This window comes from Dactylosporangium sp. NPDC051087 (genome assembly GCF_055586325.1).
This window is the reverse complement of the sequence record NZ_JBVJIJ010000006.1, coordinates 88,320-109,957: the sequence shown is the minus strand read 5'-3', so window position 1 is coordinate 109,957 and position 21,638 is coordinate 88,320. Positions and strand designations below refer to the sequence as shown.

The 21,638-nt window shown below is 71.7% G+C and carries 23 protein-coding genes; 16 read left to right on the top strand and 7 right to left on the bottom strand.

From position 1 onward, the window contains the following. The first annotated feature begins 74 nt into the window (after positions 1-74). From ACZ6TV_RS13560 to ACZ6TV_RS13550, 3 genes are read left to right on the top strand one after another with little or no spacing between them, the layout of a single operon-like run. Complete coding sequence (locus ACZ6TV_RS13560) at positions 75-899, top strand: alkaline phosphatase family protein (RefSeq protein ID WP_465297448.1); 825 nt, start codon at positions 75-77, stop codon at positions 897-899. 45 nt (positions 900-944) lie between these two features. After that, positions 945-2,345: a sensor histidine kinase gene (locus tag ACZ6TV_RS13555; protein ID WP_465297447.1), complete on the top strand. Its 1,401-nt coding sequence runs from the start codon at positions 945-947 to the stop codon at positions 2,343-2,345. Then, positions 2,342-3,328 (top strand): phosphotransferase enzyme family protein, encoded by a 987-nt coding sequence (locus ACZ6TV_RS13550; RefSeq protein ID WP_465297446.1) that lies wholly within the window; start codon positions 2,342-2,344, stop codon positions 3,326-3,328. Before ACZ6TV_RS13555 ends, ACZ6TV_RS13550 begins: the two co-directional genes overlap by 4 nt. Positions 3,329-3,440: 112 nt before the next feature. On the opposite strand, the gene ACZ6TV_RS13545 is transcribed toward ACZ6TV_RS13550, so the two are convergent. Further along, positions 3,441-3,974: a DinB family protein gene (locus ACZ6TV_RS13545; protein ID WP_465297445.1), complete on the bottom strand. Its 534-nt coding sequence runs from the start codon at positions 3,972-3,974 to the stop codon at positions 3,441-3,443. Between the two features lie 182 nt (positions 3,975-4,156). On the opposite strand from ACZ6TV_RS13545, the gene ACZ6TV_RS13540 reads away from it, so the two are divergent. After that, positions 4,157-4,405, top strand: a complete 249-nt coding sequence (locus ACZ6TV_RS13540) for a hypothetical protein (protein ID WP_465297444.1) — start codon at positions 4,157-4,159, stop codon at positions 4,403-4,405. A gap of 10 nt (positions 4,406-4,415) precedes the next feature. Here ACZ6TV_RS13540 and ACZ6TV_RS13535 read toward each other — a convergent pair whose 3' ends face one another. Next, entirely contained in the window at positions 4,416-5,480 is a 1,065-nt protein-coding gene (locus ACZ6TV_RS13535) for a glycoside hydrolase family 43 protein (protein ID WP_465297443.1), read from the bottom strand. A gap of 200 nt (positions 5,481-5,680) precedes the next feature. Between ACZ6TV_RS13535 and ACZ6TV_RS13530 the strand changes: the two genes are divergently transcribed. Further along, the gene (locus tag ACZ6TV_RS13530) at positions 5,681-5,929 is read left to right on the top strand and encodes a hypothetical protein (protein WP_465297442.1); all 249 of its coding nucleotides are present in this window, start codon (positions 5,681-5,683) and stop codon (positions 5,927-5,929) included. Positions 5,930-6,085: 156 nt separating this feature from the next. On the opposite strand, the gene ACZ6TV_RS13525 is transcribed toward ACZ6TV_RS13530, so the two are convergent. Together ACZ6TV_RS13525 and ACZ6TV_RS13520 are read right to left on the bottom strand one after the other, a co-directional pair. Further along, a complete protein-coding gene (locus ACZ6TV_RS13525; protein WP_465297441.1) occupies positions 6,086-6,850 on the bottom strand; it encodes a SpoIIAA family protein in 765 nt (254 codons plus the stop codon). 23 nt (positions 6,851-6,873) lie between these two features. After that, positions 6,874-7,617 carry a DUF4118 domain-containing protein gene (locus tag ACZ6TV_RS13520; protein ID WP_465297440.1) on the bottom strand — a complete coding sequence of 248 codons (744 nt, stop codon included), beginning with the start codon at positions 7,615-7,617 and terminating at the stop codon, positions 6,874-6,876. Positions 7,618-7,771: 154 nt separating this feature from the next. Between ACZ6TV_RS13520 and ACZ6TV_RS13515 the strand changes: the two genes are divergently transcribed. From ACZ6TV_RS13515 to ACZ6TV_RS13500, 4 genes are all read left to right on the top strand, one after another. Next, complete coding sequence (locus tag ACZ6TV_RS13515; protein ID WP_465297439.1) at positions 7,772-8,251, top strand: hypothetical protein; 480 nt, start codon at positions 7,772-7,774, stop codon at positions 8,249-8,251. A 9-nt stretch (positions 8,252-8,260) separates the two neighbouring features. After that, on the top strand, positions 8,261-8,527 hold the full coding sequence (locus ACZ6TV_RS13510; protein ID WP_465297438.1) for a hypothetical protein: 267 nt from the start codon (positions 8,261-8,263) through the stop codon (positions 8,525-8,527). A 126-nt stretch (positions 8,528-8,653) separates the two neighbouring features. Next, the gene (locus tag ACZ6TV_RS13505) at positions 8,654-9,844 is read left to right on the top strand and encodes a site-2 protease family protein (RefSeq protein WP_465297437.1); all 1,191 of its coding nucleotides are present in this window, start codon (positions 8,654-8,656) and stop codon (positions 9,842-9,844) included. A 98-nt stretch (positions 9,845-9,942) separates the two neighbouring features. After that, positions 9,943-10,134 carry a hypothetical protein gene (locus tag ACZ6TV_RS13500; RefSeq protein WP_465297436.1) on the top strand — a complete coding sequence of 64 codons (192 nt, stop codon included), beginning with the start codon at positions 9,943-9,945 and terminating at the stop codon, positions 10,132-10,134. Positions 10,135-10,219: 85 nt separating this feature from the next. Here the strand turns inward: ACZ6TV_RS13500 and ACZ6TV_RS13495 are convergent, their stop codons facing one another. Then, positions 10,220-11,116, bottom strand: a complete 897-nt coding sequence (locus ACZ6TV_RS13495; protein WP_465297435.1) for a helix-turn-helix domain-containing protein — start codon at positions 11,114-11,116, stop codon at positions 10,220-10,222. A gap of 170 nt (positions 11,117-11,286) precedes the next feature. Here ACZ6TV_RS13495 and ACZ6TV_RS13490 point away from each other — a divergent pair, with 170 nt between their 5' ends. From ACZ6TV_RS13490 to ACZ6TV_RS13480, 3 genes are read left to right on the top strand one after another with little or no spacing between them, the layout of a single operon-like run. Then, positions 11,287-12,690: an MFS transporter gene (locus ACZ6TV_RS13490; protein ID WP_465297434.1), complete on the top strand. Its 1,404-nt coding sequence runs from the start codon at positions 11,287-11,289 to the stop codon at positions 12,688-12,690. Beyond that, complete coding sequence (locus ACZ6TV_RS13485) at positions 12,687-13,067, top strand: DUF2255 family protein (RefSeq protein WP_465297433.1); 381 nt, start codon at positions 12,687-12,689, stop codon at positions 13,065-13,067. Before ACZ6TV_RS13490 ends, ACZ6TV_RS13485 begins: the two co-directional genes overlap by 4 nt. A gap of 24 nt (positions 13,068-13,091) precedes the next feature. Beyond that, a complete protein-coding gene (locus tag ACZ6TV_RS13480) occupies positions 13,092-13,415 on the top strand; it encodes a carboxymuconolactone decarboxylase family protein (RefSeq protein WP_465297432.1) in 324 nt (107 codons plus the stop codon). 56 nt (positions 13,416-13,471) lie between these two features. On the opposite strand, the gene ACZ6TV_RS13475 is transcribed toward ACZ6TV_RS13480, so the two are convergent. Together ACZ6TV_RS13475 and ACZ6TV_RS13470 are read right to left on the bottom strand one after the other, a co-directional pair. After that, on the bottom strand, positions 13,472-14,662 hold the full coding sequence (locus ACZ6TV_RS13475) for a flavin reductase (RefSeq protein ID WP_465297431.1): 1,191 nt from the start codon (positions 14,660-14,662) through the stop codon (positions 13,472-13,474). 29 nt (positions 14,663-14,691) lie between these two features. Beyond that, the gene (locus ACZ6TV_RS13470) at positions 14,692-15,420 is read right to left on the bottom strand and encodes a TetR/AcrR family transcriptional regulator (protein ID WP_465297430.1); all 729 of its coding nucleotides are present in this window, start codon (positions 15,418-15,420) and stop codon (positions 14,692-14,694) included. Positions 15,421-15,748: 328 nt separating this feature from the next. On the opposite strand from ACZ6TV_RS13470, the gene ACZ6TV_RS13465 reads away from it, so the two are divergent. The 4 genes from ACZ6TV_RS13465 (at position 15,749) to ACZ6TV_RS13450 (ending at position 21,632) form a co-directional block, all read left to right on the top strand. Then, positions 15,749-16,918, top strand: coding sequence for an LLM class flavin-dependent oxidoreductase (locus ACZ6TV_RS13465; protein ID WP_465297429.1), 1,170 nt, complete (start codon positions 15,749-15,751; stop codon positions 16,916-16,918). A gap of 65 nt (positions 16,919-16,983) precedes the next feature. Further along, positions 16,984-18,195 carry an ABC transporter substrate-binding protein gene (locus ACZ6TV_RS13460; protein ID WP_465297428.1) on the top strand — a complete coding sequence of 404 codons (1,212 nt, stop codon included), beginning with the start codon at positions 16,984-16,986 and terminating at the stop codon, positions 18,193-18,195. Next, on the top strand, positions 18,196-18,924 hold the full coding sequence (locus ACZ6TV_RS13455; protein ID WP_465297427.1) for an ABC transporter ATP-binding protein: 729 nt from the start codon (positions 18,196-18,198) through the stop codon (positions 18,922-18,924). A 2-nt stretch (positions 18,925-18,926) separates the two neighbouring features. Further along, complete coding sequence (locus tag ACZ6TV_RS13450) at positions 18,927-21,632, top strand: ABC transporter permease subunit (RefSeq protein ID WP_465297426.1); 2,706 nt, start codon at positions 18,927-18,929, stop codon at positions 21,630-21,632. Positions 21,633-21,638: the final 6 nt, after the last annotated feature.

Below are 21,638 nucleotides of genomic sequence, written 5' to 3'. Positions count from 1 at the left end.
CCGCCGGGCCACGAACCGGTGACATGGCCGTGGCGCTCACCCCACCCCGCCGCAACCTCCTACAAGTTGTAGGAATGCGTATCTTTCCGGCAATCCTGGTGGGCACCTCGCTGCTCGGCACCGGCGCGGTCCTCGCCGCGCCGCAGCACAGCGGCACCCGACCCGATCACGTCGTGGTCGTGGTGATGGAGAACAAGCGCTACGACGCTGTCGTCGGGCACCGAAAGACCCCGTACATCAGCGGCCTCGCCCGGCGCGGGGCGAACTTCACCGCCGCGTACGGCGAGACCCATCCCAGCCAGCCCAACTATCTCGCCCTGTTCTCCGGCTCCACCCAGGGCGTGACCGACAACCATTGCGGGCACACGTTCCACGACGTGCCGAACCTCGCCCGGCAGCTGCTGGACGGCGGGCACACGTTCGCCGGCTACTCCGAGGACCTGCCCGCGACCGGCTCGACCGTCTGTGCCGCCGGCACCTACGTGCGGCGGCACAACCCGTGGGTCAACTTCGACAACGTGCCCGCCGAGGTCAACCGGCCGCTGACCGACCTACCAACCGACTACGACCGGCTGCCGACCGTGTCGTTCGTCATCCCCGGCCTCTGCCACGACATGCACGACTGCCCGAAGTCCGACGCCGACGCGTGGCTGCGCGACACCCTCGGCGGTTACATCGACTGGGCCGAGACCCACAACAGCCTGCTCATCCTCACCTTCGACGAGGACAACCGCACCGACGGCAACCACATCCCGACGCTCGTCCTCGGCGCCGGCGTGGCCCCCGGCGACCGCGCCGCCCGCATCGATCACTACACGATCCTGCGGACCATCGAGGAGGCGTATGACCTGCCGCCGCTCGGCGCGGCCGCGGACGCCGGGACGCTCGCCCTGCAATAGCCCGTTTCAGCGAGGATTCAGGTCCGCCCGGCTACCTTGCCAGGTATGGCGGGCGTGAGCGGGACGGGCAGGACGAGGCTCGGGGACCGGGTGCGGCGGCGGCTCGGGGTGCGGATGCGCTCCGCGCTCGCCGCCGCCCTCGTCGTCGGCGTCGCGTCGATCCTCAGCGGGATCGCGCTCGTCATCGCGGCGCGGCTGATCCTGCTCGACAACATCGACCAGACCACCAACCAGCGGGTCGCCCAGGTGGTGGCCGCGGTCGGGCAGTCCGACGGGGCGGGCCTCACCGCCGCGATCCGGCCCTCCCCCCGGGACCGCACGTTCGTGCAGGTCGTCGACGCCGACGGGCGGGTGGTCGCCGCATCCGCCGCCGTCGGCGGGGCCGGGCCGATCTCGCCGCTGCGACCGGCCGCCGGGCAGACCATCCGCGAGCGGCGACGCCTCGACCTGGCGCACGACGAACAGTTCCAGATCGTCGCCGTCGGTGTCAGTACCCCGGACGGGCCGCGCACCGTGCTCGTCGGCCAGTCGATGGACGAGGTCAACGACGGCACCGAGGCCACCATCGGCGCCATCGCCGTCGGGCTGCCGCTGCTGACGGTGATCGTCGGCGCGGCCACGTTCCTGTTCGTCGGCCGGACCCTGCGACCGGTCGAGGCGATGCGCCGGCAGGCGGACACCATCACCGCCAGCAGCCTGCACACCCGGCTGCCGGTCCCGGCCGCCGACGACGAGATCGCCGCGCTGGCACACACCATGAACACCATGCTGGACCGCATCGAGGCGGCCACCGCGGCACAGCACCGCTTCGTCGCCGACGCCAGCCACGAACTGCGCAGCCCCCTCGCCACCATCCACGCCGGCCTCGACCTGCTCGCCGCCGCCGAACTGCCCACCACGGCCGGCAACCACGTGGCCCGGATGCACCGGGAGAGCGGCCGGATGGCCCGCCTCATCGCCGACCTGCTGCTGCTCGCGAAGGTCGACGAGTCGGGGCTGAAGATCCGCCGCGAGGACGTCGACCTCGACGACATCGTGTACGCGGAACGGGACCGGCTCACCGCCGAACGCGCCGACCTGAGCGTCGAGGCCCACGTGTCGCCGGTACGGGTCAGCGGCGATCAGCATCAGCTGCAACGCGTCGTGCGGAACCTGGTCGACAACGCCGCCCGGCACGCCCGGCAGCGCATCGCGCTGTCCGTCTCGGCCGAGGACGGCCACGCCTGCCTCACCGTGACCGATGACGGGACCGGCATCGCCGAGGCCGACCGGGAGCGGATCTTCGACCGGTTCGTGCGCCTCGACGACGACCGGTCCCGGGCCGGCGGCGGCACCGGCCTGGGCCTGCCGATCGCGCGGGAGATCGTGACCGCGCACGGGGGCACGCTCACCGCCGGCGCCGCACCGGGCGGCGGGGCGGTGCTACGGATCCGCCTGCCGCTGTGACCCGGCGCCTTCATCGGACTCTCCGCATCGCCTCCCACCTTCGTGCAGGTCCACGGCCACTCGAGCCGATACTCGCGAAGACGTCGACCGGCAGGATTCGGCAGCGGTGCCATGCTGGTTCGATGTGGAGCGAGGCAAGCCCGCCGACGACGACTCAGGTCCGCGACGCCTTCGGTGTCGAGGTGGGCGAGTTGCGGCCGCATCCGGGCGGGTTCGAAGCGGATGCGTTCACCGACGGGCGCTGGTTCGTGAAGCTCTGGCGCCAGCAGCCCGGCAGCGACGCCGCGCTGGCACTGACCGCCGAGCTGGCGGCTCGGGGCATTCCCGTTCCTGCGGCACACCAGGCGCTCGACGGCTCGTACACCGCCGAGCACCAAGGCCGGCGCTACGCGCTGTTCCCGTTCGTCGCCGGCCGCCAGGCAACGTGGGACGACGCCGACGCGATCGCGCGGGCGATGCGCGCCGTGCATGAGATCGCCGACCTCGTCCTGCCCCGCACCGATATGGACGAGTGGTGCATCGAGGTGCTGCGCGACCGGCACGACCACCCGTGGATCGCCGACCGCCGCGACGAGGTCATGGCCAACGTCGACCGGCTCGAAGCGGTGATCGAACGGGCCCGCGCGATCGACGTGCCCCACATCGTGTGCCACCACGACCTGTTCCCTCACAACGTCCTCGTCGACCGCGACGGTCGCGTCGCGACGCTGCTCGACTGGGGTCAGACGATGCTGGCACCGCGCGAGCACGACCTGTTCACCGCCTTGTGCGGACCCGACCCTGTGCGCTTCCTGCGCGCCTACGGCGCGCAGCGACTCGACCTCACCCACCTCGAGTACGCCCGGCTCGCCCGCTCGCTGCATGACCTCGCAGCTCGCATCTACAACGAGGTCGACCTGGACGGCGTCAACACGTGGGGTTTCGACCTGTTGCGCCGAGTGGACGCCGACCTCGCGCTCGCCCGACCATTCTGCGACCGCTGAGGCCGCCCGATGCGCCGATCGACGAGATCGCGGCGCGACCGCCGGCCACGGGTGCGCCTCAGGGAGACGGCGACCTGAGATCCCGCTGAACGCGCGCACCGAGCGGCAGCGGTCAGCTGAACTTCGCGCGGTACAGGTCGCGCAGCAGGCAGATCTCCGCGCCGTGGTGCATGACCTCGCGGTTGACGTGCAGCAGCAGCGTGGCCATCGGCCGCTGCGCGAACGGGCCCTCGGGCTCCCCCATCGACCGGGCCAGCGCCGCGCCGTCCAGCGTCGCCACCGCGTCCCGCCAGCCGCGGTAGTGCCGCCGCAGCGCGGTGACGGCGGCGCCGGCGGTGACCGGCAGCTTCGCGGTCTTCATGGTGAGCCTGCCGGTGCCGAAGTGGGCGCTGGTGCGGATGGCGAGGACCTGGAACGCGAGGTGGTTGAGCCGCCACGCGACGGTGGTCACCGGCGGCGGGTCGGGGTCCTTGTCGCGGCCTTCGCCGTCGAGGGTCGCCTTGCCGTTCGCGGCGACCCGGACCGACCAGCAGTCCTCCACCGGCTCCCAGAAGTACTCGTCGTCGGTGAGACCCTCCAGCCGGGGCGCCAGGTGGACCTTCCAGTAGACATCGAGCTGATCGACCACTTCGTCGCGCCAGATCATCGACCGAGTATCGCAGTGTCCGGCGGACTCCGCAGAACACCGCGGAGTGGACGGCGGTGTCCGGCTGTCGGCTGACCGGCCGGTCCGCAACCGGCCGGCAACCGTCCGGGACGTGGTGCCGCACCCGTACAGGCGTTGAGTTGTGTCCAGCAGCACACCGGACACAGCGCAGGAGGTACACCATGATCGGCACCGTCACCGAGTTCGTCGCGGAAGCCGTCTTCGCCTCCGACCTGCAGCCCTCACAGACCATCACCCCCGCGCAGGCGTGGGCGGCGATCACCGCCGCCGTCACCCGCCACGGCGCGCAGGGTTGCGTCGCGATCCTGGCGGCCGCCTACGGCGAGTGCCCCGAGACGGCCGCGCCCCGCATGCGCTTCGCCCGTACGCTCGCCGACACCCTGACCCCGGCGGCCACCCTGGCCGCGTGAGCCGCCCGGCCTACTCGAAGAACTTCAGCCCGAAGCCGGCGTCGGACGTGGGGCCGGGGACGTTGGCGCGGCGGTAGGTGACGTTGCCCCACCAGACGGCCGTCCCGGTGTACCAGTACCGGTTCGCCCACGAGTACGGGGTGCCCTTGGCGACCGCGTGGTACATCGTCGGGAACCGGTTGCCGGACGGCGGGCTGGTCGCGATGTCGCCCCGCTCCAGGACGAACGAGTGGTGCCCGGGCCCGTCGACGTACAGGGTGGGATCCCAGCCGGTCATCATGTTCGGCGCGTAGGACCCGAACAGGCAGCCGTTGCTCTTGTACCAGTCCCACACGTAGGTCGGGTCGCCGCCGGCCCGCAGGCGCAGCTCGGCCAGGCAGTACTTGCTGCTCCAGCTGCCGTTCGCGGAGTACACGATGTGCAGCCGGCCGTTCGGGTCGAGGATCGGCTCGGGCGCCTCGTTGATGAACGGGTTGCCGACGGTGCGCTCCCACGCCTCCCGCGGCTGGGAGATGACGAAACGGCCACCGGTCGTCGTGGTGGGGCTGCTCATCTTCGCGATGTACAGGTTCTGCTCGACGTTCGTGTCGCCGGCCCAGCCGGACCAGACGAACCAGCGCTGACCCTGGTACGTGAACGGCACCCCGTCGATCGCCCACTTGTCGGCGGGCAGGGCGACCTTCGTGGCGGCCGTGTAGCCGGAGTCGGCGGTCGCGGAGCTGATGTGGTACATCCGGTGCGCGGCGCTCCGACCGGCGGAGAAGTAGATGTGGTACCTGCCGTCCTGATGCACGATCTCGGGTGCCCACACCTCGCCGAGGTTGCCGGTGTCGCGCCACACCTGCTTCTTCGGCGCGGCCGCGATCCCGGCGAGGGTCGACGCCGTGCGGACGGCGACTCCCCCGTCGACCGACTTCGCCGCGACGTACAGGCCGCCGACCTTGATGACGCTGGGGTCCGCGCCGCCGAGGGTCGTCGCTCCCGCGTCCGCGGTCGTGACGGGCGCCAGGGCGAGCACCCCGAGCAGGACGATGGCGCCGAGACCGGCGCGGCGGAGGTTGACCAGGGTTCCCACCCCCCGAGTCTCCCAAGCAATCCGCGTCAGTCAATGTTTGCGACCAAATTGTAAGCTTTATTTAAAGTTCACGGGCGGCGTCGTGTCGGCTGACTGGTTGGTCCGCAACCGGCCGGCAACCGTCCGGGACGTGGTGCCGCACCCGTACAGGCGTTGAGTTGTGTCCAGCAGCACACCGGACACAGCGCAGGAGGTACACCATGATCGGCACCGTCACCGAGTTCGTCGCGGAAGCCGTCTTCGCCTCCGACCTGCAGCCCTCACAGACCATCACCCCCGCACAGGCGTGGGCGGCGATCACCGCCGCCGTCACCCGCCACGGCGCGCAGGGCTGCGTGCAGATCCTCGCCGCCGCCTACGGCGACTCCCCCGAGACGGCCGCGCCCCGCATGCGCTTCGCCCGCGCGCTCGCCGACACCCTGAACCCGCTGCCCGCCCTGGCAGGCTGAATCGGCACGATGTCGCGAGCGGTGACGGTGCACAGCAATGAACCTGCGAGGCGATCTGCCGTCCCCGGCGCTACCGGATCAGGTGCTCGATCACACCGCTCGACCTCTCGGTCTCCTGATGCTTTCGGCTCGGTCGTCTCGCAGGCAAGTTCCATGCTAAACCGGGACAGTCCCGGCATCGGGTGAGCCGGCGGGTGAACTGGAGGCCCAGGCGATCGCGTCGTCCAGGTCGTCGTAGCCGAAGTGCCGCACCTCGGCCCGGACGAAGTGGTTCGCCAGGTGCGGCGCGACGTCTGCCAGGACGCTGCCGGCGGCGACCGCGACCCGGCCGATCCTGCGGTGGTGATCACGGACGAACCGCAGGTGCTCCAGCATGCCGCCGAGGTTCTCCCAGCCCGGGAAGGCGTGAGCGTGGATGACGACGCCGGCGAGCCGGTCGTGGGTGGCCAGCCAGTTGTCGGCGGTCGTGGCGAGGGCGCTGAAGTCCCGCGCCCGCAACGGCGAGGCGACCGCCACCACGAGGACGCCGGCCTCGGGAATGAGGTGGTGCGAGACGCCGGGCCCCGTAGGGAGCGACTGCAGCCAGTCCAGCGCGCCGGACCGCTCCTGGGCACTGAAGACGCGGACCGGGCAGGGTGTCAGCCACGACAGGAGCCGGGTCGACTCCCGGACCCAGACCGCGTCGGTCACGATCGCGCAACCCTCGAACGCGCGCGGCGACCTGATCCCGACCTTCAGGTCCTCCCACGCGGCGGCGGGCGTGAAGCCCCGGAAGCCGGGTCCGAGCTCGAACAGCAGGCGGATGCGGCGCGCGTCGTCGATCAGCGCCACCACGCCGCGGTCGTACTCGTCCTTGCCGACCAGCCCGGTGGCTTTGACGGCGTCGATCCCGGGCGGCGCGTCCTGGATCTTCTCCAGCATCGTTCGGTCCTTCCTGCCATTGGTCAAGACCCGGTGGCGTGTACGGCGTCGAACGCCGAGCCGACCTGTTCGGCGAGCGTGACCGCGACGAGCCGGGCCTCCAGCGGCACCGCCTCGCCGGGGGTGGGGGTGAGCATGAACCGCCCGTAGTAGACGCCGCCCGCGTCGACCCTGAGTTCGACGTCGCCGTCCGGAAGCGAGCCCGCCGGCGACGAGTGAGCGGGTTTCGGCGTGACGCTGCCGTCGGGTTCGAGCCGTGGCGGGCGGCCGAGCAGCAGTCCCTGCTCGAACCGGCATCCGCGCAGGTGCAACAGGTCGACCAGTTGGGGGCGGACCTGGTTGACGACCTGGTTGGGCGCGGCGCCGGACTGGACCAGCTGGGTCGTCCGGTGAATCCGGGACAGGTGGTCGGCGTCGGTGATGGTGACGAGGCGCAGCCGGCGGGCCCGCACGGCCACCTGCGAGACCACCAGCCCGACGGCGAGCAGGAGGATCGCCGTGAGGACATCGGTGCCCGCGGCGATGGTGAACCGCTCGTAGGGCTCGGTCAGGAAGAAGTCGAACCACACCGCGGCGGACAGGGCCGCGAGCGCACCGGCCAGGCGGTTGCCGATGACGGCCACCGCGACGACGGCCACCACCAGGATCAGCGCCATGTTCGCGGCGGAGATCGTGGTGCGGAACGGGATCAGGATCGCGGCGACGGCCGGCGGCCCGACGATCGCCGCCGCGAGCGCGATCCGGTCCCGGCTGAGGGAGCTGCGCATCGTGCACCCGCCTGCCTCATCGCCCAGGTCGGTCGATCTCCAGCGTACGCCGGAGCGGCGGCGAAGCCTGAGAGTTGTCCGTGATCTTCCGTCAGTGGGGTTTGTCGGTGTTTTTCGGTGGCATTAGGTGCTTTGGTCCAAGTGAGGAGGGGCCATGTTGTCACATCGAATCGGAATCGCACTCAGCACCGCCGTGCTCGCCGGAGCCGGCCTGGTGGGTACGCCGGCGCTGGCGAACGCCCAACCCAGCCCCGCCGGCGGGCAGGGCCACCCGCACGGCGGCATGCTCAAGAGCGTCGAGCACGGCGAGGGTGTCGTGCAGACCGAGCAGGGACAGGTGCACGTGGCCATGCAGAACGGCACGCTCACCTCCATCGCGGCGTCGTCGGTCACCGTGAAGTCGGCCGACGGATGGACCAGGACGTGGGCCGTGGGCAACGACGTGCGGGTCTTCGAAGTCCGGCACACCCTGCAGCCCAACGCTCTGACCACCGGAACGACGATCACCATCGCCGGAACGACCAGCGGCACCGGCACCGACGAGACCTACACCGCCCGGATCGTGCGGCTGCACGAGCACACCGGCATGCAGCCTCCGGCGTCAGGCATGATGCCATCGCCGTCCGGCATGTAGGGGACACCGTTGAGCCGGCATGACGCCGGCACCGAGCCAGGCACCGATGGAATCCTGTCCCGCCGGCAGGAGCTGGCGGAGTTGTGCGTGTTCCTGCTGCTGCTCGTGCCGCCGATGGTGCTGACGCTCTTCGCGGTCGGGCCGGCCACCGTGCCGTTCGCCCTGCTGGCCGGCGCGACGATCGCACGCGACGTCGGTCTGGTCGCTCTGGTCCTGCTGCTGCATTTCCTGCTGGACTTCCTCGCGATCGTGGTGGCGCCGCTCCTGCTCCGCTGAGCACGTCCCGGGAGCGAAGGGCGGTTCGAGGTCGCCGAACTGCGGGTAGCTACGGCAAGGATGCCGCCGGCTCGGGTCCGTCGAGGGCCGCGGGCTGTGCGCTGGTACGGGAGGTCGGTGGTGGCGATGCGGCAGACTGCACGGCTGGGCCGGATCGCCGGCATCCCGATCGGGGTGCACTGGTCGGTGTTCGTCATCATGCTGCTGCTGGTGCAGGGTCTGGCGTCGGTGGTCCTGCCCGGCGGCGCGCGCGGGCACGCGACGGTCGTGTACTGGGGTGTCGCGGTGGTCGTGGCGGCGCTGTTCCTGGCCGCCCTGCTGGCTCACGAGCTCGCCCACGCGCTGGTCGCCCGGCACTTCGGCGTCCGGGTCCGCGCGATCACCCTGTGGATGCTCGGTGGCGTGTCCGAGCTGGACGGCGAGGCTCCGCACCCCCGGGCCGACCTGCTGATCGCGTTGGCCGGGCCGGTGGTGAGCCTGGCCGGTGCCGGGGTGTTCGCCGCCTGCGCGGCCGCCGCGTCCGCGTGGGGTGCCGGCCCGCTGGCGGTGACCGGGCTGGTGTGGCTGGCCGTCGTCAACGTCATTCTCGGAGTGTTCAACCTGCTGCCCGGCGCACCGCTGGACGGCGGCCGGGTGCTCGCCGCCATCCTGTGGTGGGTGCGGGGCGACCGGGCGTCCGCCCGCCGCGCCGCCGGCCGGGCCGGCATGATCCTCGGTGCGCTGCTGATCATCGGCGGTCTCGTCGAGATGCTGCTGGCCACCAACCTCAGTGGGCTGTGGCTGACGGTGCTGGGCTGGTTCGTCCTGCTGGCCGCCCGCGCCGAAACGACTGACGTGACGCTGCGCAAGACCCTCGCCGGGGTCCGGGTCGGCGACGTCATGACGGCACCGGCCGCGTACGGCTACACCAGCCAGTCCGTCGCGAACTTCGTCGCCACCGTGGCGCGGCACCACCCGCACCGCGTCTTCCCGGTCCTGGACCTCGACGGACAGCTGGTCGGCCTGGTCAGCCTCACCAGGCTCGCCAAGGTCCCGAGCGGCGAGCGGGAGCGGACCCGGCTGGGCGACGTCACGGCTCCGGTCGACCGCAGCCGCGTGCTGGACCCGGCCGTCCCCCTGACCGAGGCCGCCCCGGCGATGCTGGCCGGCGGCCACCGGCTGGCCCCGGTCGTCGCCAACGGCCGGCTGACCGGGATCGTGACGCCCGGCGACGTGGCCCGCGCCACCGAACTGGCCGAACTCGGCACCACGCCGGACCGCGGCGGAGGAGACGCGGCCACGTCGGGGACGTACGCGCCGGTGAACCTCCACCGGTGACCGGCGACGTAGATTTGGTGGTAGCCGATCTCCCGTACAGCACCGGGGCGTGCCCCGGGCCCAGCCAGCGCCCGGGACGACCGGTCGAGGTGGTCGAGGTGGTACTGACTGGCGTCCTGGTCCTCACGGCCGTCGTGCTCGCCTGCGCCGTTGCGTCGTTCTGCGTCGCGTCCGGGCTGGCCCGGCAGCGCGAGCGGCACCTGCGGCACGCCCAACGGCACCAGCACGAGTCGATCAGGACGTACCGGGGCGCGCACGAGAGGCCCCACCGGCGCGCCGGCCATCGATGAGCGGATGTGCGGAGCGTCGCACGAGATGCTGCGTTCATGACCTTTGCGGTCCGGCAAGCAGACCAGTGCGGAGTTCGGCGCGAGGTCATACCGCGTCGGCGGCGCGTGGTGCCGCGTTCGTGGTGTCGGCACTGGTCCAGCTGTCAAGCAGGTGCAGTGCCTCATGTGCGGGTGAGCCGGGGCGTGCGGTGTAGGCGATGATCGTCAGACCCGGGTCGGCGGGGAGTTCGAGGGCGTCGTAGTCGAGGTTGAGGTCGCCGACGGCGGTGTGGTGGAAGTGTTGGACGCCGCTGCGGTAGTACCTGACGTCGTGCGCGGCCCAGCGGGTGCGGAACTGCTCGCTGCGGATGGACAGGTCACCGATGAGCTCGGCCATCGCCGGGTCGTTGGGGTCGCGGCCGGTGGCGGTGCGCAGGCTGCCGACCGCGTCGCGGGCGATGCCGTCCCAGTCGCGGTAGAAGGTGGTGGCACGGGGGTCCAGGAACACGAACCGGGCCAGGTTCGCGCCGAGGTCCGGGGCGTCAAGAACCGCGGCGTACAGGGCGCTGCCGAGGCGGTTCGCGGCGAGGATGTCGAGGCGCTGGTTGCGGACGAACGCGGCGGCGCCGATCATGGCGTCGAGGACTTGCCGGACGCTACGGCGCAGGTTCGGTCCGGCGGCCGGCCTGCGGCGGCCGCGGTCGCTGGGGGTACCGGCCACGCTGACCAGGTCGATGAAGTGGGCCCGTTCGACGTCATCGAGTTGCAGAGCGCGGGCGAGGCTGTCGACGACCTCGGCGGAGACGCCGCGGGCGTGGCCGCGTTCGAGCTGGGTGAGGTATTCGACGCTGATCCCGGCCAGCAGCGCGAGTTCCTCGCGGCGGAGCCCTGGGACGCGGCGCCGGCCACCGTAGTCGGGGAGACCGGCCTGCTGCGGGGTGATGCGGGCGCGTCGGGTCATGAGGAACTGACGGATGTCGCCGCGCACGTCAGGACCGGTCATGGTCCCAGCGTAGGGCGGCCTGCGGCCGGTAGGGGGATCCTGCCAGTACCCCCTATAGGCAGCGTCTGCCTCACCGAGGGGAACGGTGTTTACCTGGCATGTGTCACTGCCGCTCTGAACCGGAGTCATCTGGGTTTGGACGGCTTCCGTCCCGTGAAGGGCCTGGTCTCATGTCCGCTGCTGTCGCCGCCGAGCGGCCACCAACCGCCGCGGCCGGCACCGACCCACACGCCCGCGCGACGCTGGCGGCGGCGGTGCTCGGCTTCTTCGTCATCACCCTCGACGCGACCGTCGTCAACGTGGCGTTGCCGTCGATCCGGGCCGGGCTTGGCGGCGGGATAACCGGCCTGGAGTGGGTCGTGGACGGGTACACGCTGATGTTCGCGGCGCTGCTGCTGTCCTGCGGCGCGCTGTCGGACCGGGTCGGGGCCAAGCGGGCGTTCGGCGCGGGGCTTGCGATCTTCGCGGTGGCGTCCGTGCTCTGCGGCGCCGCTCCGAGCCTGACGGTCCTGGTCGCGGCTCGGTTCCTGCAGGGTCTCGGCGCTGCGGTGGTCATGCCGGCGTCGATGGCGCTGGTCCGGCACGCCTACCCCGATGCGGCCGCGCGCGGGCGGGCGGTCGCGGTCTGGGCGATGGGCGGTGCTGTCGCGGCCGCCGCCGGCCCGGTGCTCGGCGGTCTGCTGAGCCTGGCCAGCTGGCGGCTGATCTTCCTGGTCAACGTCCCCGTCGCCGCGGTCACTCTCGCGCTGCTGGCGCGGACCCGGCCCAGCCCGCAGCACCAGGTGCCGTTCGACCGGGTCGGTCAGGTCCTCGCGGTCGCAGCCATGGGCGGCCTGACCTACGGCGCGATCGAGGCCGGCACCGACAGACTCGCCGGCCCCCGGGTCGTCACCGCGCTGACGGTAGCGCTGCTCGCCGGCGTGGCGTTCCTCCTCGTGCAGGCCCGCGCGAAGCACCCGATGGTGCCGCTGGGCTTGTTCCGCTCGGCGAACGTCAGCGTCGCGGTCGTGATCGGGTTCGCGTTCATGGTCGGCTTCTACGGCCTGCCGTTCCTGTTCAGCCTGGACTTCCAGACCGAACGCGGCTTGTCGTCGCTGCTGGCCGGGGCGGCGTTCCTGCCGATGATGCTGATCAGCGCCGTGTTGACCCCGTTCAGCGCGCGGCTCGTGGAGCGGTTCGGCCCGCGGCCGCCGATCGTGACCGGCCTGACCCTGATGGCCGCTGGTTCGGCTGCGCTCGCCTGGGTACCGGCGTCGACGCCGGTGTGGGTCCTCGCGCTGCTGCTCGTGCCGGTCGGCGTGACCGGGCCGCTGATCATGCCGCCGACCACGGCAGTCCTGCTGGGGAGCGTCCCGGCCCGGCGCGCCGGGGTGGCGTCCGGGGTGTTCAACACCAGCCGGCAGGTCGGCGGCGCGCTCGCGGTGGCTGTGTTCGGCACGCTGATCTCGACGTCCGGCGAGTTCCGGCACGGCGAACGCGTCAGCCTGCTCGTCACCGCGGTCGTCGCCCTGGCCGCTGCCGCCGCCGGCTCGGCGCTCACGCCGCGCCCGACCACCGAGGAGAGGATCGCATGACCTGGACAACTGCCGAGCTCGACCGGATCGGCGCCGCCGACGAACTGCAGATCGCCGTGGAGCGGCAGGACGGGACGCTGCGTGACTGGGTGCCCATCTGGGTGGTCCGGGTCGCCGACCAGCTGTACGTGCGCTCGTACCGCGGCGCGGGCGGCGCCTGGTACCGGCACGCCACCGCCCACCCCCAGGGCCGGATCCGCGCCGGCGGCGTCGAACGCGAAGCCACCTTCACCCCGGCCGACGACACCGTGACCGCAGCCGTCGACGACGCCTACCGCAGCAAGTACGCCCGCTACGGCGACCAGTACCTACAACCCATGCTCACCGCGCAGGCGGCCGCAACGACGCTGCAGCTGCACACCCACACCGCACGCTGACCGCTAAGCCAGGAGGCACACATCATGACCGGCAACGAACCGTCCGGAGCGCAGCAGGCGTTCGGCGACTTCGCACCCGCCCTCGTCGGCTACACCGACGACGTGCTGTTCGGCCAGGTCTGGGAACGACCCGACCTGTCGACCCGCGACCGCAGTCTGATCACCGTCGCGAGCCTGCTCACCAGCGGCAGCACCGACCAGCTCGTCTTCCACCTCGGCCGAGCCAAGGACAACGGCGTCACCGAGGCCGAACTCATCGAGGCCATCACCCACCTGGCGTTCTACGCCGGCTGGCCCAAGGCGATGTCCGCCATGACGGTCGCCAAGCGGGTCTTCCGCGGCGAGTGACCACCCCCGATCAACCTCGTGTCGGTGGTGCGCGTGGCCCGGATGCCCGCCCGGTCTCAGTCCCGGCGTGGTGCCAGCGCGAGGGACCGTGTCGCCTTCTCCGCGCAGCCGGTGACCGCCGCGATCGCGTCACGGACGACGTCGGGTCTTGCCTTGAAGCCGAAGACGGTCATGGCCAGGACCGGTTGCCCGCTGCTGTCGAAGACCGGTGCGGAGATCACCCGGGCCTGCGCCAGCACCTCGTCGGAGAGCTCCGCGGGCTCGTAGTCCAGCGAGGCCACCAGCTCGTCGAGCTCCTCGTTGGGCACCGTGCCGGGTTCGGCGGCGAGCCGGCCGAGGGCGGCGGCGAAGCGCCGGTGGCCCTCGCTGCCGAGGCCGATGGAGAAGCCGCGCTCCCGGATGCGGGCCAGGGCGCGGATCTCGGCCTCCTGCGAGTCCGGCGCGAACCTGGCGACCCACGCCGCCTGCTCGCTCTCCGGCGCCCACGCCTCGAAGATCGAGGGGCCGTGCGGCCGGAACGGCAGGCGCTGGCCGACCAACGTCGTGGGCTGGGCCGCGACCGTGGCCGAGGGCGGGTCGAGCTGGCCGATGACGACGACGCTGTCGCTCACCGGTGCGGTCACCAGGCAGCGCAGGCCGTTGTCGGGCAGGTCCTGGGCGATCGAACGGACTAACTCGAAGTGGCGCAGGGGGCGGGTGAGGCTCATGTCCGGGTCGTAGGCGGTCAGGGTGAGCGGCGTGAAGCTGCCGTAGCCGCTGCGGAAGAACAGCAGCGGCAGCTCGGTGCTCGCGGTGTCGAGGTGGCGCACCTCGGCGAGGGCGATCTTGTGGTCGCCGGCGTCGTGCACGGCGACCGGGACGCAGTCGATCCAGGCCACGGCGCCCTCGATGATCGGGGCGCCGGACGGGGCCGGCTGCCAGGGGACGCCGTCGAACCGCTCGGCGAGCGGGGCGGTCGCGATCCGGCGGCACACGTCGGACTGGTGGGCGGCGAGGATGTTGACGCACCAGTTGCTGGCCCGCTGCAGGTGCGGCCACGTCTCCGAGGTGCGGCTCGGGTAGAACCCGACCAGCGGCGGGTTCATCGACACGGACGAGAAGGAGCCGACGACCATGCCGATCGGCGGGCCGTCGTCGGGCTGGGCGGTGATCACGCAGACGCCGGTGGGGTACTGCCCGAGGACGTGGCGGAACCAGGCGGGGTCGTCGGCCGAGCCGGCCTGGCGGGGGGCGGTGCTGGTCGACATCGTCGTCCTCTCCGTGCGGGTCGAGCGGCTCACGCGTCTCCGGGCCGCAGTTCGCGGTCCTCGCGCAGCCCGATCGCGTCCGCCCACAGCGCGGTCAGGTGGTCGGTCACGCCCTCGGGGTCCAGGGGCGGGTCGGGCGGGTCGGCGACGAAGGCGTCGTAGCAGTACGCGCTGACCATGAGGCTCATGGCCCGGGCCGTCTCCTCCGGGTCGAGGCCTGCCCGGACGTGCCCGCTCTTCATGCCGCGGGCGAGGGACCGGGCGAAGGAGTGGCGGAAGTTGCCGACCCATTCCCGGCGCAGCTCGGCCAGCCGGGCGTCGCTGTGGCTGGCGGTCTCCCAGAGGCTGAAGAAGTCGCGGTTCTCCCACTGGATCGTCACGATCGCGCTGACCGCCCGGCGCAGGCCGAGGCGGCCGGTCGCGGCGTCCCAGAAGTCGGCGCCGAGGTTCAGCATGCGCAGGGCGCTCTCGCCGGCGAGCGTCGCCACGATGTCGTCGCGGTCGGCGAAGTACTGGTAGACGGTCCCCAGGCTGACGCCGGACTGCTGGGCGATGTCACCGAGGGACACGTTGGCGTAGCCGTTGCGGGCGAAGAGTTCTTCGGCGACATCGAGCAGCTTCTTGCGGGTGCGCATGGCTCGCGGGCCGACCGGCGTCTCCCGCCCGTCCTGCCGGCGCACCGCCCCGCGCAGGTCGGCGGCGACCCGCTCCAGGCGCCGGCTGCGTGCCGGATCCGGCTCGTCAGGCAGTTCCTGCATTGCCGCCACCCCTCGTCGCCGGGTCTCCCAAACGTGAACGCGGAGAACCATAGCGCCATCTGTGTGTCGTACGCCACCCTGAATCTGAACAGATTCAGGAACGTGGCCCACCCCTTCACGAGGGTCAAGCATGTCGAGATCCGTGCATATCCGCAGAGGTGCACGCGACGGCACAGTGTCGAACATGTTTCCGGCAGTCTCTTGCGCTCGCCGAGTTTCTGAGTAGATTCAGCAATCACTTGTTGAGACCGGCGTCACACGCGCCGGTCGGGCTTCCCTGCTCCCACTTCTGCGCACTCGATCGACACCCGCTTGTGAGGGGATCTCCATGCCTCGTCCGACGCCCATGACGTTCGGTGTGTTCATCGCCCCGTTCCACGCCAACGACGACAGCCCCGTGCTCTCCCTGCGCCACGACCTGGCGCTCATCGAGCTCGCCGACCGGCTCGGATACGACGAGGCATGGGTCGGTGAGCACCACTCGACCGGCGTCGAGCGCATCGCCGACCCGTTCATGGCGCTGGCCGCGGCGGCCGTGCGCACCTCGCGGATCCGGCTCGGCACCGGCGTGGTCAGCCTCCCGTACCACCACCCGCTGCTGGTCGCCGACCGCACCGTACTACTGGACCACCTCAGCCTCGGCCGCGCGATGCTCGGCGTCGGGCCGGGTGCGCTCATCTCCGACGCCGACATGATGGGCATCGCGCCGGTGACCCAGCGGTCCCGGATGAACGAGGCGCTGGACGTGATCATCCGGCTCCTCGACGGCGAGACCGTCACCGCTTCCACCGAGTGGTTCGAGCTGCGCGAGGCCCAGCTGGCCTTCCTGCCGCTCAGCCCGAAGGGCGTCCCGATCGCCGTGGCCAGCACCACCTCGCCGTCCGGGGTGACCACGGCCGGCAAGCACGGCGTCGGCGTCCTGTCGCTGAGCGCCGGGTTCATCGGCGGCAAGAAGGACATGCGCGCCCAGTGGGAGATCGCCGAGCAGGCGGCCAAGGAGGCCGGCACGACCATCAGCCGCGACGAGTGGCGGATGGTCGTGCGGGTGCACCTCGCCGAGGACCGCGAACAGGCGATCCGCGACGTCGAGCGGGGCCGGGCCGAGGAGCGGGAGCAGTACTTCAAGCCGGTGCTCGGCCTGGAGAACGACTACACCCTCGCCGACGAGATCGCCGACGACAGCTCCATCATCGGTACGCCCGCGGACGCCATCGCGGCCATCGAGCGGATGCTCGAGCAGACCGGCGGCTTCGGCGGGTTCATGATCATGACTCACGACTGGGCGAGCCGGGAGAAGGCGCTGACCAGTCTCGAACTCTTCGCCCGTTACGTCATGCCGCACTTCCAGGGCACGCTCGCGGCCGCGCAACGGTCGGCCCGGGTCGTGACCGAGAAGCGACCGTCCTACAAGCCCCTGGCCCAGGCCGCCATCTCCAAGGCGTACTCCGACTCCGGCCGCGAACTGCCCGCCGGGGTGAACATCCAGAGCCTGCGCTGATCTGGTCCCGTGCTGCACCCCCCTCTCCGACACGGAGACAGCTCGGATAATCCGAAAGGACCGACATGCCCATTCCCTCACCCCGCCGCGTCCCCGTTGCCTTAGCCGTCCTCTCGCTCGCGGCCGCCGGCCTCACCGCCTGCCGCGGCGAGGACCAGCCCAGCTCCGCCGCCAGCAACAGCGGCCCGATCAAGATCATGCAGATCGGCACCTTCGAGAGCCCGAACCTGTCCCTGAAGGACGCGAAGGCCGGCCTCGACGCGCACGTGCAGTCCATCAACGCCGCCGGCGGCATCGACGGCCGGAAGATCGAGGTGGAGTACTGCAACGACGCGTACAACGCCAACACCGGCGCGGCCTGCGCCCGCCAGGCCGTCAGCAGCGGCGTCGTCGCCGTGGTCGGCGCGGCCAGCTCGCAGGCGCCCGCGGAGCTGCCCGTGCTCGAGGCCGCGGGCATCCCGTGGCTGGCCGGCGCCGGATCGGGCGGCCCCACCGAAGGCACCAGCAAGGTGTCGTACCCGATCACCGGCGGCACCCAGTCGATGCAGGTCGGCCTCGGCCGGCTGCTGGCCAACAAGGGCGGCAAGAACATCGCGGTCATCGTCGCCGACGCGGCCGCCGCCTACGCCGCCGCCGACGACATCGCCAACGGGGCCAAGGCCGGCGGTGCCCAGTCGTACCGGATCCTGGCCCCGCTCGGCGCGCCCGACTTCAGCGCCGTCGCCTCCTCGGCGCTGGCCAAGACCCCCGACGCCATCGCCGTCGCCTCCACCGCGACCGACGCGCCGCGGATCATCCGGGCCGTGCGCCAGGCCGGGTTCAAGGGCAACATCGCGACCCTGGCCAACATCTTCAAGCCGGCCGACCAGAAGGCGCTCGGTGACCTCGCCGACAAGGTGTTCATCACCTCGTCCGCGGTACCGGTGACCAACACCTCGATCCCGCAGGTGCAGCAGTTCCTGGCGGACATGGCCAAATACCACCCGGAGGCGGTGACCGACAACGGCTCCCTGGGCACCTGGACCTCGATCACGTTCCTCGTCGAGATCGTGAAGCGGCTCGGCGGCAACGTCTCCGCCGCCGCGATCACCGGCCTGCTGGACAAGCTCGACAAGCCCATCGTGCTGGGCACCGTGCCCGACTACGCCGGCATCCCCAACCCGCCGATCGTCCAGACCTACCCGCGGGTGCCCACCTTCAAGGTGTACGTGTCCGAGGCCGTGGGCGGAACGCTCAAGCAGGACGGCGACGCGATCGACCCGCTGGGCACCAAGTAGATGAACGCATCGGCGGCAGTGACGGCCGAGGACGCGCCCGTCCTCGAGCTGCGCGGACTGAGCGTGGGGTACGACGACCTGGCTGTGGTGCGCGACGTCGACCTCAAGGTGATGCGTGGCGAGATCGTCGCGCTCCTCGGGGCCAACGGGACGGGCAAGTCGACGACGATCCTCACCGCGGCCGGCGAACTGCCGCCGATCGGGGGCGAGGTGCGGTGGCGCGGGACGGTCACGACCGCGCCGCTGCACGTCCGGGCCCGCATGGGCATGAGCTTCGTGCCCGAGGAGCGGTCCGTGCTCATGGGCATGTCGGTGCGCGACAACCTGCTGCTCGGGCCGGGGCGCACCGAACGGGCCCTGGAGCTCTTCCCCGAGCTCGAACCGCTGCTCCCGACCCGGGCCGGGCTGCTGTCCGGCGGTGAGCAGCAGATGTTGTCGCTGGCCCGGGCACTGGCCGCGAACCCGGTCGCGCTGCTGCTCGACGAGCTCTCCCTCGGCCTGGCACCGCTCGTGGTCGACCGCCTGTTCGCCGCGCTGCGACGGGCGGCCGACCAGGACGGGGTCGCGGTCCTGCTGGTCGAACAGCAGGCCCGCCGGGCCATGGCGGTCGCCGACCGCTGGTACCTGCTGCGGCGCGGTGCCGTCGCGGCAGCCGGGAACGCCGCCGACGGCATCGCGGCCGTGGAGTCCCTCTACCTCGGTGACACCACCGCCCCAGGAACGGAGTGATCGTGGAAATCGTCCAGTTCCTCCTGCTCGGCCTGGGCATCGGCGCCATCTACAGCCTCCTCGGCCAGGGGCTGGTGCTGATCTACCGGGGTTCCGGGATCGTGAACTTCGCGCAGGGCTCGTTCGTGATGGTCGGCGGTTACGCGTACTACGAGTTCCGCGTGGCGGCCGGTTGGCCCGCGGTCCCCGCCGTCGTCGCCGCGACCGCGGTCGGTGTCCTGCTCGGGGTCGCGGTGCAGTACCTGATCCTGCGGCCGATGCGCACCTCGTCGCCGATCGAACGGGTCATCGCGACCCTGGGCGTGCTGCTCACGCTCCAGGCGGCGGCCGTGCTGCGCTACGGGGTGGGCCCGATCAGCGTGCCCTCCTTCCTGCCCACCGACTCCGTGGAGCCGCTGCCGGGGACGACCCTCGGCGTCGACCGGCTCATCATCCTGCTGATCGGGGCGGCTCTCACAGCCGCGCTCTACGCGGTCTTCCGCTGGACGTCGTTCGGGCGGGTGGCCAGCGCCATGGCCGAGAACCAGCGGGCGGTGGCGAGCCTGGGTCATTCACCGGACCGGATCGCGATCGCCAACTGGGCGCTCGCGGCCGGCATCGCCGCTCTGGCCGGCGCGCTGATCGGCCCGATCACCTACCTGCAGCCGACCCAGCTCACCCTGCTCATCGTGCCGGCCCTGGCCGCCGCGCTGCTGGCCCGTTTCGTCTCGTTCCCGATCGCGTTCGCCGGTGCGCTGGGCATCGGTGTCGTGCAGGCCCTGACGACCCGCTATGTCACGGTCACCGGCTGGGGCGACAGTGTCCCGTTCGTGGTCATCGTGGCCTACCTGGTGCTGCGCGGAAGCTCGCTGCCGCTGCGCAGCCATGTGCTGGAGCGGCTGCCCAAGGTCGGCGACGGCCGCATCCGGGTCGTCCCGGCGGTCGTGGTCGTGGGCGTGTTCGCCTTCCTGATCGCGTTCGTGGTCTCACCGGTGTGGGCGCAGGCGCTGACGGTCACGATGGCGTTCGCGATCCTCACCCTGTCGGTCACCGTGGTCACCGGGTACGCCGGGCAGCTGTCGCTGGCGCAGTACGTGCTCGCCGGGTCGGGGGCCTTCGCCGCGGCGACGTTCGTCTCCCGCGCCGGTTGGGGCTTCCTGCCGTCGCTGATCGGCGCGATGGTGGCCGCGGCGCTCGTCGGCGTGCTGGTCGCGCTGCCGGCACTGCGGACCCGGGGCATCAACCTCGCCATCGCGACGCTCGGCATGGGCATCGTGCTGTTCAGCCTGGTCCTCAGCGACTTCAAGTTCGCCGGCGGCGACACCGGCATCCCGATCGGTGAGCCGTCGATCCTCGGCTGGGACTTCGGGGCGATCAGGCACCCGTACAACTACGGGCTCGTGGCGCTCGCGGCGCTGACCCTCAGCGCCCTGGCGGTGGCCAACCTGCGTCGCGGCCGGGCCGGCCGGCGGCTGCTCGCGGTCCGGTCCAACGAACGGGCGGCGGCCGCGCTCGGCGTCAACGTGTTCGTCGGCAAGCTCTACGCCTTCGCGCTCGCGTCGGCGCTCGCCGCGCTCGCCGGTGTCCTGCTGGCCTTCCAGGGCGCCACCGTCCTGCCGGCCCAGTTCGACGTGCTCACCTCGATCACCGTCATCGGTGTCTCGGTCGTCGGCGGTATCGGCACCATCGGCGGCGCCCTGCTCGCCTCGACGTTGCTGCCCGGCGGTGTCGGCACGCAGATCCTGCACGGCGTGGACAACCTGGAGCGTTACCTGCCGCTGGTCAGCGGGCTGTTCCTGCTGTACGTCCTGCGCAGCGGCCGCAACGGCCTGTACGAGATGAACGCCCACCTGGTGCGCAGCATCGGCCGGCTCCTGCGGGTGCCCTCGTTCCCGTCGCGGCCCCGGGCCGAGCGGGAGCAGCCCGTCACGGCGGCCCACGACCAGCGGCCGTCGCGGACGCTGCGCGTGGCCGGGCTGCGGGTGCAGTTCGGCGGTGTCGTGGCCGTCGACGACGTGACGCTGGACCTCGTCCCCGGCGAGGTGCACGGCCTGATCGGCCCGAACGGGGCGGGCAAGACGACGGTCATCGACGCGCTGACCGGGTTCGTCCGGCCCACCCGTGGCTCGATCCGGCTCGACGACGAGTCGATCGCGCCGTGGAGCGCGCGGCGCCGGGCGCGGGCCGGGATGGCGCGGTCGTTCCAGTCCCTGGAGCTCTTCGCCGACCTGTCCGTCCGCGAGAACCTCGCGGTCGCCTGCGACGACGGCGGTGGCCGCCGCTACCTCAGCGACCTCGTCGTGCCGGGCCGCATCCAGCTGACCCCGCCCGCCCTCGCGGCGATCCGGGAGTTCCGGCTCGAGGACGACCTCGACCGCAAGCCGGCCGAACTCGCGTTCGGCAAGCGCCGCCTCGTCGCGATCGCCCGGGCGGTGGCCGCCGACCCACGGGTGCTGCTGCTGGACGAGCCGGCGGCCGGGCTGAGCGACGAGGAGGCCCGTGAGCTCGGCACCCTCATCCGGACCCTGGCCCGCGACCGGGACATGAGCATCCTCCTCGTCGAGCACAACGTCGACCTGGTGTTGAGCACCTGCGACCGGGTCACCGTGCTGGAGGCCGGGGCCGTGCTGGCCCGCGGGACGCCGCAGGAGGTCGCCCGGGACCCGCGGGTGGTGTCCGCCTACCTCGGCCGCGAGGCCGACGAGTCCGACGACAGCGCCCGCGTGTGAACGCCG

Coding starts and splice junctions, on each gene's coding strand:
- ACZ6TV_RS13560 (WP_465297448.1), top strand. CDS start 75: ATGCGTATCTTTCCGGCAATCCTGGTGGGCACCTCGCTGCTCGGCACC.
- ACZ6TV_RS13555 (WP_465297447.1), top strand. CDS start 945: ATGGCGGGCGTGAGCGGGACGGGCAGGACGAGGCTCGGGGACCGGGTG.
- ACZ6TV_RS13545 (WP_465297445.1), bottom strand. CDS start 3,974: ATGATCTGGCGCGACGAAGTGGTCGATCAGCTCGATGTCTACTGGAAG.
- ACZ6TV_RS13540 (WP_465297444.1), top strand. CDS start 4,157: ATGATCGGCACCGTCACCGAGTTCGTCGCGGAAGCCGTCTTCGCCTCC.
- ACZ6TV_RS13530 (WP_465297442.1), top strand. CDS start 5,681: ATGATCGGCACCGTCACCGAGTTCGTCGCGGAAGCCGTCTTCGCCTCC.
- ACZ6TV_RS13525 (WP_465297441.1), bottom strand. CDS start 6,850: ATGCTGGAGAAGATCCAGGACGCGCCGCCCGGGATCGACGCCGTCAAA.
- ACZ6TV_RS13520 (WP_465297440.1), bottom strand. CDS start 7,617: ATGCGCAGCTCCCTCAGCCGGGACCGGATCGCGCTCGCGGCGGCGATC.
- ACZ6TV_RS13515 (WP_465297439.1), top strand. CDS start 7,772: ATGTTGTCACATCGAATCGGAATCGCACTCAGCACCGCCGTGCTCGCC.
- ACZ6TV_RS13505 (WP_465297437.1), top strand. CDS start 8,654: ATGCGGCAGACTGCACGGCTGGGCCGGATCGCCGGCATCCCGATCGGG.
- ACZ6TV_RS13495 (WP_465297435.1), bottom strand. CDS start 11,116: ATGACCGGTCCTGACGTGCGCGGCGACATCCGTCAGTTCCTCATGACC.
- ACZ6TV_RS13490 (WP_465297434.1), top strand. CDS start 11,287: ATGTCCGCTGCTGTCGCCGCCGAGCGGCCACCAACCGCCGCGGCCGGC.
- ACZ6TV_RS13485 (WP_465297433.1), top strand. CDS start 12,687: ATGACCTGGACAACTGCCGAGCTCGACCGGATCGGCGCCGCCGACGAA.
- ACZ6TV_RS13480 (WP_465297432.1), top strand. CDS start 13,092: ATGACCGGCAACGAACCGTCCGGAGCGCAGCAGGCGTTCGGCGACTTC.
- ACZ6TV_RS13475 (WP_465297431.1), bottom strand. CDS start 14,662: ATGTCGACCAGCACCGCCCCCCGCCAGGCCGGCTCGGCCGACGACCCC.
- ACZ6TV_RS13470 (WP_465297430.1), bottom strand. CDS start 15,420: ATGCAGGAACTGCCTGACGAGCCGGATCCGGCACGCAGCCGGCGCCTG.
- ACZ6TV_RS13465 (WP_465297429.1), top strand. CDS start 15,749: ATGCCTCGTCCGACGCCCATGACGTTCGGTGTGTTCATCGCCCCGTTC.
- ACZ6TV_RS13460 (WP_465297428.1), top strand. CDS start 16,984: ATGCCCATTCCCTCACCCCGCCGCGTCCCCGTTGCCTTAGCCGTCCTC.
- ACZ6TV_RS13455 (WP_465297427.1), top strand. CDS start 18,196: ATGAACGCATCGGCGGCAGTGACGGCCGAGGACGCGCCCGTCCTCGAG.